The organism is Butyricimonas faecihominis, assembly GCF_033096445.1.
In the GTDB taxonomy this organism is placed as follows: Bacteria; Bacteroidota; Bacteroidia; order Bacteroidales; family Marinifilaceae; genus Butyricimonas; species Butyricimonas faecihominis.
On the sequence record NZ_AP028155.1, the window covers coordinates 3443872 to 3455488 of the forward strand.

The 11617-nt window shown below is 40.3% G+C and carries 9 protein-coding genes and 1 tRNA gene; 9 read left to right on the forward strand and 1 reads right to left on the reverse strand.

Annotated features, from left to right (window positions below; all coding sequences use genetic code 11):
- On the forward strand, window positions 1-1815 hold the full coding sequence (uvrC, locus tag R8806_RS14230; RefSeq protein WP_124316739.1) for an excinuclease ABC subunit UvrC: 1815 nt from the start codon (window positions 1-3) through the stop codon (window positions 1813-1815).
- Here uvrC and R8806_RS14235 read toward each other — a convergent pair whose 3' ends face one another.
- On the reverse strand, window positions 1816-2907 hold the full coding sequence (locus tag R8806_RS14235; RefSeq protein WP_124316740.1) for a bifunctional 3-deoxy-7-phosphoheptulonate synthase/chorismate mutase type II: 1092 nt from the start codon (window positions 2905-2907) through the stop codon (window positions 1816-1818).
- Between the two features lie 654 nt (window positions 2908-3561).
- Here R8806_RS14235 and polA point away from each other — a divergent pair.
- The 8 genes from polA (at window position 3562) to R8806_RS14275 (ending at window position 11602) form a co-directional block, all read left to right on the forward strand.
- Window positions 3562-6261, forward strand: a complete 2700-nt coding sequence (gene polA / locus R8806_RS14240) for a DNA polymerase I (RefSeq protein WP_124316746.1) — start codon at window positions 3562-3564, stop codon at window positions 6259-6261.
- 27 nt (window positions 6262-6288) lie between these two features.
- Window positions 6289-7089 (forward strand): DUF4271 domain-containing protein, encoded by an 801-nt coding sequence (locus R8806_RS14245; protein WP_167513916.1) that lies wholly within the window; start codon window positions 6289-6291, stop codon window positions 7087-7089.
- A 36-nt stretch (window positions 7090-7125) separates the two neighbouring features.
- On the forward strand, window positions 7126-7890 hold the full coding sequence (locus R8806_RS14250; RefSeq protein WP_027202147.1) for a uroporphyrinogen-III synthase: 765 nt from the start codon (window positions 7126-7128) through the stop codon (window positions 7888-7890).
- Window positions 7891-7894: 4 nt separating this feature from the next.
- On the forward strand, window positions 7895-8365 hold the full coding sequence (rnpA, locus tag R8806_RS14255; RefSeq protein WP_124316742.1) for a ribonuclease P protein component: 471 nt from the start codon (window positions 7895-7897) through the stop codon (window positions 8363-8365).
- On the forward strand, window positions 8325-8546 hold the full coding sequence (gene yidD / locus R8806_RS14260; RefSeq protein WP_124316743.1) for a membrane protein insertion efficiency factor YidD: 222 nt from the start codon (window positions 8325-8327) through the stop codon (window positions 8544-8546). The genes rnpA and yidD overlap by 41 nt, the downstream gene beginning before the upstream one ends.
- A gap of 58 nt (window positions 8547-8604) precedes the next feature.
- Window positions 8605-10254: a S41 family peptidase gene (locus R8806_RS14265; RefSeq protein WP_124316744.1), complete on the forward strand. Its 1650-nt coding sequence runs from the start codon at window positions 8605-8607 to the stop codon at window positions 10252-10254.
- Window positions 10255-10323: 69 nt separating this feature from the next.
- Window positions 10324-10394, forward strand: a tRNA-Gln gene (locus tag R8806_RS14270).
- 239 nt (window positions 10395-10633) lie between these two features.
- Complete coding sequence (locus R8806_RS14275; RefSeq protein ID WP_124316745.1) at window positions 10634-11602, forward strand: phage integrase SAM-like domain-containing protein; 969 nt, start codon at window positions 10634-10636, stop codon at window positions 11600-11602.
- The last annotated feature ends 15 nt before the right edge of the window (window positions 11603-11617 follow it).

Here is an 11617-nt window from a genome sequence, read left to right on the forward strand (position 1 = left end):
ATGGCAGAAGATGAATTTGGATTGAAAGAGAAAGTCAGTAAATTACCTACGACTCCCGGCGTGTATCAATTTTTTGATGCAAATGGAGTAATTATATATATAGGTAAGGCTAAGAATCTGAAAAACAGAGTTTCATCTTATTTTGTAAAGACAAATCAGACATCTAAAACAATGGTCTTGGTCCGTAAAATACGGGATTTGAAGTACATTGTAGTTAATACAGAGGAAGATGCGCTATTACTAGAGAATAATTTGATCAAAAAATACAAACCCCGGTATAATATTCTGTTGAAAGATGATAAAACGTACCCTTGGATTTGTATTACAAAAGAGGCTTTTCCACGAGTTTTTACTACTCGGAAATTTATCCGGAACGGATCAGAATATTTTGGGCCTTATACTTCGGCTAAATATGCTAACACCTTGATTTCCTTGATAAAATCGCTGTATAAATTGAGAACTTGTAATTTATCTCTCAATAAATCAGCTATTTATAGTGGAAAGTATAAAGTATGTCTGGAATATCATATCGGAAATTGTATGGGGCCTTGTGTCGGATACGTGCAGGAAGAGGAATACATGGAATATATTGCACAGATCCGGAATATTTTGAAAGGAAATATTTCTTCCGTGATTGATTTTATGACTCGAAAAATGAAGGAATATACTATTTCCCTTCAATTCGAAAAGGCACAGGAAATGAAGGAGGCCATAGAAGCATTGAAAACTCATCAAACAAAATCCACGATAGTAAGTACTTCGATAAACGATATAGATGTATTTTCTTACTTGGAAGATGAAAAATATGCCTATGTGAATTACTTGAGAATTGTTCATGGAGCTGTGAATCAAGTGCATACTATTGAATTAGAGAAAAAATTGGATGAATCGAAGGAGTCTTTGTTTTCTTTTGCCATTTTTGAGATCCGCCAGTTGGTAAATAGTCGCTCTAGGGAGGTTCTAGTACCTTTCTACCCGGATGTATTGATGGAAGGAATGAACTATGCTATCCCGCAAAGAGGGGAGAAAAAACAGCTATTGGAGTTATCCGAACGGAACGTGAAATTCTTTAAAATGGATCGGGAACGTCAACGGGGATTACGTCGGCAGGATAGTAAATTAGATTTACTAAATACGATAAAAAATGATTTGAAATTGCCTCGATTACCTCACCGGATGGAATGTTTTGATAACTCTAATATACAGGGAACCAATCCTGTAGCCTCTTGTGTTGTTTTTATAGACGGTAAACCGGCAAAGCGAGAATACAGACGTTTCCACGTGAAAACTGTTATTGGGGCAAATGATTTTGCCTCGATGGAAGAGATATTGTACCGTCGCTATCACCGGGTACTTGAAGAGGGTGGGGAGTTGCCTGATTTGATTGTGGTGGATGGTGGAAAAGGACAATTAAGTTCAGCCGTGGCCACATTGCGTAAATTAGATTTATTGGAAAGAGTGCCTATTATCGGTTTGGCCAAGCAAATGGAAGAAATATATTATCCCGGAGATAAAGATCCTTATTTGTTGGCGAAAACTTCCGTGGCTTTAAAGACATTAATGCACATCCGGGACGAGGCTCACCGTTTTGGTATCACTTTTCATCGTAAATTGCGAGAGAAAAAACAGACAATCAGTGTATTAAGTGAAATTAAAGGTATAGGTGAGAAAACAGAAGTATCTTTATTACAATATTTTAAATCTGTAAATGCTATAAAAGAGGCATCTCGTGAAGAGTTAGCAAAAGCCATAGGCCCGGCTAAAGGAAATGTCGTGTATGATTATTTTCATTTAAATGATGTAGATGATAAATAATTATTCGTTCATAATATCCGTTTGACGATCGATAGAGGCTTGGTGAATGGCTTTGAACACGCGCTCCACGAGTTCTTCACTCAAATTATTCTTGCGGGCCTCTTCAAGGACACGGGTAAGGATTTTTTCCCAGCGATCCGGTTGGAGAATAGTAATATTATTTTGTTTTTTATACGTTCCGATCTCTTCAATAATTTTCATCCGGTTGGTAAGGACTTCCATGATCGTGTTATCCAGAGTATCTATTTTTTCCCGGAGTTCTTCGATGATTAAGGTATTATTTGAGTTGTTAGGATGTTCTTCCCGGATGATCAGATGGGCGAGAATTTGATTTAATTGATCGGGAGTAATTTGTTGTAAAGCATCACTTAATGCACAATCCGGATTCACGTGAGACTCGATGATTAGCCCGTCGAATCCTAGGTCCATTGCTTTCTGGGATATTTCTTGGATATACTCTCTATGACCACTGATGTGGCTGGGATCACAGAAAAGCGGTAGATTCTTGATGCGTCGCTTTAATTCAATCGGTATTTGCCATTGAGGCATATTACGATAGCGAGTGCTATTATAGGACGAGAATCCGCGATGAATAGCTCCTAATTTTGTAATACCGCATAAATAGAGACGTTCAAAAGCACCGATCCATAGTTCTATGTCCGGGTTTACCGGATTCTTGACGAGAACCGGAATATCAACTCCTTTTAAAGATTCCGCAATTTCCTGAACAGCAAACGGGTTTGCCGTAGAACGGGCGCCAATCCATACCATATTCATCCCGTATTTCAGTGCAGCCTCCACGTGATGGGCATTGGCGACTTCCGTGGAAATTTTCATTCCCAATTCCTTTTGGATATTTTGTAACCAAGGCAATCCTTTTACTCCGACTCCTTCAAAACAATTCGGACGGGTCCTAGGTTTCCATATTCCGGCTCGTAAAACTTCTATTCCATTGTTTTTCAGTTGAGTTGCCGTGTTAAAAAGTTGCTCTTCACTCTCAGCACTGCAAGGACCCGCTATCATTAACGGACGTTCTTGGCGGGTGAACAGATTCCATTCGGAATAGGATTGTATTTCTAATGGCTTGGTCATTTTAACTACAAAATTAGAATTCAAAGATATTCTTTTCTTTTCTAAAAATGGAGCTATCCCTTTACTTTTTGGATAGCTCCCGGCGGATGATGTATTTCAACAAAACGTTCCGTGTTTGAAATTGAATTTGGATACTTTTTTAGTGGAAGTCTTTTTACGTGCTTGTTTTGAAACTGATACATGACTTTGCGTGTTCTTGTTTCCTTTCTGAAGATTTGATTTCTGTGTTTTCATGATTTTTAGATTTTAAGTAAGACTAAAAAACCCGGCTGGGATCAGCCGGGTTGAATGAATATAATACGTGTTACTTACATTTTTACAGGTAATACAAGGTCATCCCAGCTGTTGTTGAGGTAATAATAATAGTAGTAATAATAACGACCTGTATGTGAAAAAATAGTATTCATGTCTATGGTTTTAAATAAAAAAAGACCCCGAAATTCGGGGCCTGTATATTTTATATGATCACAATATTCCCCTTTACTTTTCCGGAAAGTAATAATAGAAATAGTAATATGAGGTGTACATCGTGTTCATTTTCTTTTCATTGTTCGGGACAAATATAGGTATTCTGAAATATAAAACAAATAAGTAAGCGGAAAAGTTAGGAGAAAAAGTCTAACTTTGTGTGGATTAATTTGAAAAGGAAAGATGATGACTAACGAGGAGAAAAAATTGTACTTGCTGGATGCTTATGCGTTGATTTACCGTTCATATTACGCGTTTATCAATAATCCCCGGATCACGACGACGGGAATAAATACATCGGCCACTTTCGGTTTTTTTAATTTTTTACTGGAATTGCTTGAATTGGAAAAACCGACTCATCTGGCAGTAGTTTTTGACCCGGAAGGTCCTACTTTCCGTCATGAAATGTACCCGCCCTACAAGGCCCAGCGTCCCCCGATGCCGGAGGACCTGAGAAAGTCGGTTCCTTATATTAAAAGTATTATTGAAGGATTAGGCATTAAATCAATTGTTGTCAGCGGGTTTGAGGCGGACGACGTAATCGGAACGCTGGCTAAGCGGGGAGAGAAAGAAGGGTTTCAGGTATATATGATCACGCCGGATAAAGATTACGCCCAGTTGGTCAGCGAACGAGTGTTCATGTATAAACCGGGGCGTGCCGGAAATAAGTCTGAAGTGTGGGGTATTCCGGAAGTATTGGATCATTTCGGGATCGAGCGGGTGGAACAGGTGATCGATATTCTTGGTTTGATGGGTGACACGGCGGATAACGTGCCGGGATGTGATGGTGTCGGACCGAAAAGTGCTGCCACATTGATTTATAAATATGGAAGTATAGAAGGGGTATATCAACATATAGATGAGCTGAAAGGCAAACAAAAAGAGCGCTTGTTGTGTTGTCAGGATACTGTCTTTTTATCAAAGGAACTGGTGACTATCAACACGGAAGTACCCACAGAAGTGAATGCTGAAGATTTGGCATTGGGTGAGATTCAAGACGATGTGTTAAAGCCGATCTTCAACGAATTGGAGCTTTTCTCTCTGGCAAAGCGAGTGTTCATGATAGAACACGAGGAAAATTTGGTAGAGACCATTCACCCGGAAGAAGTTGATTACCGGGAAATCACTACTGTGGCGGAACGGGATGAATTACTTCAAAAGTTGAAGGAGGCCCCGGAATACGTGCTGAACGTGATCTTTGGAGATGGCACGATTTACAACTCTTATCCGGACTATCTCTGTTTTTCAACAGCCGTTAATACTGCCTGTTATCTGCGGTTACCTTCAGCAAAGGATAAGGCCGAGGACGTGATTCGTTTATTTAAACCTATTCTTGAAGATCAAAACAAAGTTTTGATCTCGAATGACGTGAAGGACGATATTATTTGGTTAAGAAGAGCCGGAGTAGAGATTCTAAATAAAATATTTGATGTCAAGATTGCACATTACGTTCTACAACCGGATAGTTCCCACGAACTGGAACGTGTTGCTTTGGAAATGCTGAATTATCGCTTGATAAAAGGAGATAATACAGAGAATCCTCAATTATCCTTATTTCCCGATGAAGGAGCTAAGAAAGACAAGGATTTCGCCGAACGTACGGATATATTATTCCGTTTGAAAGAAAAGTTGGAAGAGGCTTTACAGGAAGTCGGGCTTTATAAGTTGTACGAAGAAATTGAAATGCCCTTGGTATCTGTTTTGGCTGATATGGAATACGAGGGTGTGTCCATTGATAAGGTGGCACTGGATGAGCTATCCGAGGATTTGAAAATAAGAATCGCGGAGACAGAGAAAATTATATATGAAATGGCCGGTAAAGAATTCAATATTAGCTCTCCCAAGCAGTTGGGCGAGATATTATTCGACCAGATGAATATTGATCCCGGCAACAAGAAAACCAAAACAGGCCAATACAGTACTTCCGAACAGGTGTTGTCAAAATTAGAAGATGCTCACCCGATTGTAGGACATATACTTAATTACCGGGGATTAAAGAAATTGTTGACCACGTATGCGGAGGCTTTACCCACGTATATTGATCCGGCAACCGGAAAGATTCACACGCATTTTAACCAAGCGGAGGCGGCAACCGGAAGATTGAGTAGCTTGAATCCGAACTTGCAAAATATACCTATCCGGACAGCCGAAGGTCGGAACATTCGGAAAGCTTTTATCACGGGAGATCCGGATTATGGGTTCTTCTCGGCCGACTATTCACAGGTAGAGTTAAGATTGATGGCACATTTAAGTGGTACGCCGGAGCTGATCAATGCTTTCTTGAAAGGGGAAGACGTCCATGCTGCAACGGCATCTAAAATTTATCATGTGCCTTTGGACGAGGTGACCCCGGAGATGAGACGACGGGCGAAAACGGCTAATTTCGGGATTATTTACGGCATTTCGGCTTGGGGATTGGCGGAACGGCTGAAAATTTCCCGGAAAGAGGGTAAGGAACTGATTGAAGGCTATTTTGCCCTTTATCCCGGAGTGAAACGTTACATGGAAGAATCCGTGGAGAAAGCCCGGAAAAAAGGGTACGTGGAGACGATCATGGGCCGCCGTCGTTATCTGAGAGATATAAATTCCCGGAATGCGGTTGTACGGGGTGTTGCCGAGCGGAACGCGGTGAACGCTCCTATACAGGGATCGGCAGCCGATATTATTAAGAAAGCGATGATATGTATTCATCAGAAATTAAAAGAACGGGGATTACGTTCCAAGATGATTTTGCAGGTGCATGACGAGTTGAACTTCAAATGTCATCACGAGGAAATCGAGGAATTGAAGAATCTTGTGGTGGATTGCATGGAACACGTTGTGAGATTAGCGGTGCCTTTAACCGTGGGTACGGGCTACGGGAAAAGCTGGTACGAGGCACATTAATGTTAGAATATAAAGATGTTGTTGGGAATGTTGGACAAGCAAATAGATTCAGTTATAACGGATAGTATCGTGCCGGTGTCGGATTCTGTGGTGTTTCCGGCCTCTTTGTTAAGAGAAACGGTCTCTTGGAAACCTTTCTTACCGTTTGACACGCTGACGAATCAGGTGGAATTAGTAGACGGAATTCCTTTGAGCGGGGAGAAAATGAATATTGAATTTATTTCCAGTATTCTGATTTACACGGTCGTGTATCTCGTTTTTATCGCTTTGTTGCGCCTGCGAGGAAGAGGTTTTCTCCCAACGGTGTACACCTATTTTTTCAACCGGAAAAGAGGAGCTAGCTTGCAATCGGAAGGCGGGATGCCAAACTATTTCTTCGTTTTCTTGTCGGTTTGCCTTTCCTTCTCGATCTTGTCCATGTTGATGGCTTTTTTGATCGATCCTCCCTTTGTATTCTTTAATGCCTTAATCTATTTTCTGATCATCTTCGGTTACTATTTTTTAGTCTTGGGACTTGTGCGGCTTTTCGGGTGGGCATTTAATAGAAGGCATTGTGCATCGGAGATCATCTTGAATTTGCGCACAAGCGCGATCGTGTTGGGATTATCCATATCCCCGTTCGTGCTGGCCTTGTTTTACGTGCAAACTTCGGCAATAAATATGTTATTATATGTCATTTCAGGAATTGGTATCATTATTCTGGTTTTCAGATTTATAAGATTGATTAAAATATTATATGGATATAGAGTTTCAATTTTGTATATGATTTTGTACCTTTGTGGGCTTGAAATATTGCCGATTCTTGTCTTGTACAAGCTATTGGAATAAGTTAGAGAAGTTAGTGTAATTTTAAAACAGAAGAAGTTGAAAATAAAGAAGATACTAGTTTCGCAGCCAAAGCCGACAACCGAGAAATCTCCGTATTTTGATTTGGCAGAAGAATTTGGATTGAAATTAGAATTCAAATCATTTATAAAGGTAGAAGGTGTCACGGCAAAAGAATTTCGTCAAGAAAGGATAAATATTCTTGATTTTACCGGGATCGTTTTCACCAGTCGTACGGCTATCGACCATTTCTTCCGGATCTGTACCGAAATGAGGGTAACCGTTCCCGACACGATGAAGTATTTCTGTATATCAGAGGCTATTGCTTTCTATCTTCAGAAATATATCGTGTACCGTAAGAGAAAAATTTTCTACGGGGACAAGAAAGTCGAGGATATGACGAAAATTCTGTTAAAGCACAAGACCGAAAACTTCCTAGTTCCGGTTTCCGACGTGCATAAAGAAAATATCCCCGCTTTGATGGATGAACTACACCTGAAGTACACGAAATCCGTATTCTATAAAACCGTGTCCAGTGATGTAGCCTCTGAAATTCCGGATTTGAAAGAGTATGATATCTTGGCGTTCTACACTCCGGCCGGTATCAAGTCATTGTTCCACAACTACCCGAATTTTGAGCAGGGTTCGACAATTATCGCGGCCTTCGGGGAGGCGACAGCCGAGGCGGTTGAGGAGGCCGGGTTGAGGCTTGATATAAAAGCTCCCACGGAAAAAGCCCCTTCGATGACCATGGCGCTGGAACAGTTCATTAAGGCTTACAACAAAGAAAATAAATCAAAATAGGAAAATGGACATCAAACGATGTCCATTTTTTGTATGTTTGCACTCGTATATGGATGAAACGATAAAATACACGTTTTGCAAGGAAGAACGGCTATGCCGGAAGGGGGGATTCGAGGAACTTCTGTCCTCGGGCTATAGTTTCGTGTCTTATCCGTTACGAGTGGTAATCCGGTTATACCCGAGGGAAGAGAAAGATTTCCCGGCCCGGATAGCCGTGAGCGTTTCTAAAAGGCGTTTCAAGCGAGCCGTGAAACGTAACCGGGTAAAACGTTTGATTCGGGAGACCTACCGTCTGAATAAAAATACATTGTACTCTTCTATCCCGGAGGATAAAACGATGGATATATTGTTCATATATTTGCATGACGAAATTTTTGAATATGGTAAAATCGAAAAAGCGATAACCGGTGCTATTAAAAAAATTAGGAGCTATATTGAAAAAGATAGTGGTGGGGATATTGCTGATACCCATTAAATTTTATCAGTTATGCATTTCCCCTTGGACACCCCCGAGTTGCCGCTATACCCCGACCTGTTCACAATATGCGGTGGAGGCGTTACGGAAACACGGTCCGGTAAAAGGATTATTCCTTGCGATAAAACGGATATGTTCTTGCCATCCATGGGGAGGTTCGGGCTACGATCCGGTGCCGTGAAATTTGTTATTTTGTTGGATATATACTATTTTCGCTAGATTGTTATTAAAATAAGATTATGAGAAAAAATACACGTGTAATTATCTTCATTTCGGGAGTCTTGTTACTGGCTTTCGGGATGCTTGGCTTGAAGGAAGACGATAAAAGATTCCAGATTAGTAAGGGATTGGATATTTTTGCCACGCTTTTCCGGGACGTGAATCTTTTTTACGTGGATGACGTGCAGCCGGAGAAAATGGTGCAGGACGGGATTGACGCCATGTTGAAGAAACTGGACCCCTACACGGTTTATTACCCGGAAACTAAGTTGGACGAGTTCAAGATGATGACGACGGGCGAATACGCCGGGATCGGTTCCGTGATCGGTATGAAGGATGATTACGTGGTGATCCGCGAACCCTACAAGGGGTCTCCTTCTTACAAGGCCGGGTTACTTCCGGGTGATTTGATTCTGGCTGTTGACGGGGAAAATATGAAGGGAAAGAATGTCGAGTACGTGAGTTCCCGTCTGAAAGGACAACCCGGTAAAGAGGTGGTGCTTAAATTGCAACGTGTCGGGGAAGAAAAGCCTTTGGAGAAGCGGGTTCTTCGGGAAGTCGTACAGGTTCCCAGTGTTCCTTACTACGGGATGCTGAATAACGAGATTGGGTACATCTATTTTACCGGTTTCACGGATAAGGCTGCCGACGACGTGAGAAGTGCGATCATGGATTTGAAAAACCGGGGAGCGCAGTCCCTTGTTCTCGATCTTCGGGGTAACGGGGGTGGATTGCTGGATCAGGCAGTGGAGATTGCCAATTTCTTCCTGCCTAAAGGTTTCTTGATTGTAAGCACGAAAGGAAAGATGAAACAATGGGATAAGGAATATCGCACGACGAGAAATCCCTTGTTGCCGGATATGAAACTGGCCGTGCTGATCGATCGGGCATCTGCCTCAGCCTCGGAGATTCTTTCCGGTTCATTGCAGGATTACGATCGGGCGGTTGTAATTGGTGAACGTTCATTCGGCAAGGGATTGGTGCAGACTACCCGTGATCTGGTCTATAACACGAAATTAAAGGTAACCACGGCGAAATATTATATTCCTAGCGGACGCTGTATTCAAGCGGTAGATTATTCCCACCGTAATCCGGATGGTAGCGTGGGTACGATTCCCGATTCTTTAATGAAACCCTTTAAAACGAAAGCTGGGAGAACGGTGTATGACGGTGGTGGTATCACGCCGGACGTGAAGATTGAACCGGAGAAATACGCTAAAGTAACCCAAGAACTGGTGTTGCAGGATATGATCTTTGATTTTGTTAATGAATATGCGGCAACTCATCCCACGATTGCAGCTCCTTCTGAATTTGTTTTGTCGGATGAATTGTTCAACGAGTTCAAGGAATACTTGAAAAAGCGTGAATTTGAATACGAGACAGCCTCCCAGCTTGTTCTGGAAAGATTGGTAAAGGCAACTCAAGACGAGAAATACTATGATCAGGTGTCCAGTCAGGTAGAGCAATTGAAGAATAGTCTCGGACACTCTATTGATCGGGATTTGGATGTTTTCAAGAAAGAGATTTCCGATATATTGTCCGACCAGTTGATGGAACGTTATTACATGCAAGAGGGTGTGATAGAGTATCATATCCGTAATGACAAGGATATAGCTAAGGCGCTGGAGGTTTTGTCGAACAATGAAGAGTATCAAAAAATATTGAAGTAGCATGAAAAAATAGATAGTAGTTTTTTGAAATCCCAAAAAACTACTATCTTTGCACCGCAATAAAACAATTGCCCTATTGTGTAATGGTAGCACTACAGATTCTGGTTCTGTCTGTCTGGGTTCGAATCCTAGTGGGGCAACAACATGAAGAAAACCCTTATAGTTGGAAAACTGTGAGGGTTTGTTTTTTTAATGAAATTTGTTGATTATCAGTGCTGTTACTTCTCTTTTCTATTTTGTCTGAATGATCTGTGATATTAGGATTAAGGGATAATTTGATGTAGTTCTAGTATCATTTTAGGTATCATTTGTTGTTTTGGACAATAATTTTCAGTATCATATTAGTATTCTAATTATCAGTATTTTATAAAATATCATTATGATAAAAAGAATAAATATATCATTTTTTAGGTGGAAATCCAGAGGAAATTCTAAAGGTCAAGCACCTATTTATTGTAGGCTAAAATCAGATGTTGTTATAAAACAATTTACAACAGGGATGAGCATTTTAGAGAGGGATTGGGATAATGTAAAGCAAAGAGCCAAGCCAAGATATTTTGGATCAGAGAGAATAAATAATCATTTAAACATGATTGTTAAGAAATTGACTGATATAGAGGATAAATTGATATTGGAAGAAGTTGATGATATTGTTGAGATGGTTTATAATCTTTATACAGGCAAGGACACTTCAACTCATTTTTTCATTCAATTATTCCAGAAAAGATATGAAGTTGCATCTAAAATGGAGGGAATAAAATTTGCAAAATATACTCTTTGGAAATTTAGGCACATAATGGAACAGACCCAAGAATATATCAAATGGAAGTACAAACAGGAAGATATTCCATTACTCAAAATAGATTCTTCTTTTGTTTTGGGGTTTGAAGAGTATTTATTGTTAGAGAAAGGATTGGCTCCTATTACAGTGAATAAGGTCTTGCAGAGGGTAAAACAGATCATCCAATATGGAATTAAATGTGATTACATGAAAGTTGATCCATTTGTTGAGTATAAGCCATTGAAAACAGAGAAAGAACTAGTTTTCTTGACAGAGGAAGAACTTGATTTGTTGGAAAATTATCAATTTGCACAAGATAGATTGGCTAGGGTGAGAGATCTATATTTGTTTAGTGTTTATACAGGATTGGCATACCATGAGGCATTTTCATTGAAAAAAAAGCATATTATCAAAGGATTTGATAAGGAACTTTGGATAAGTATGAAGAGGGGAAAAACAGGTAAAGATTTTGAAGTGCCATTGTTACCCAAGGCCATAGAAATTATTAAAAAATATGGTGAATTGGATAGTGATGATTCTTATGTTTTACCTAGGGTGAGTAACTAAACCAGAATGGATTAG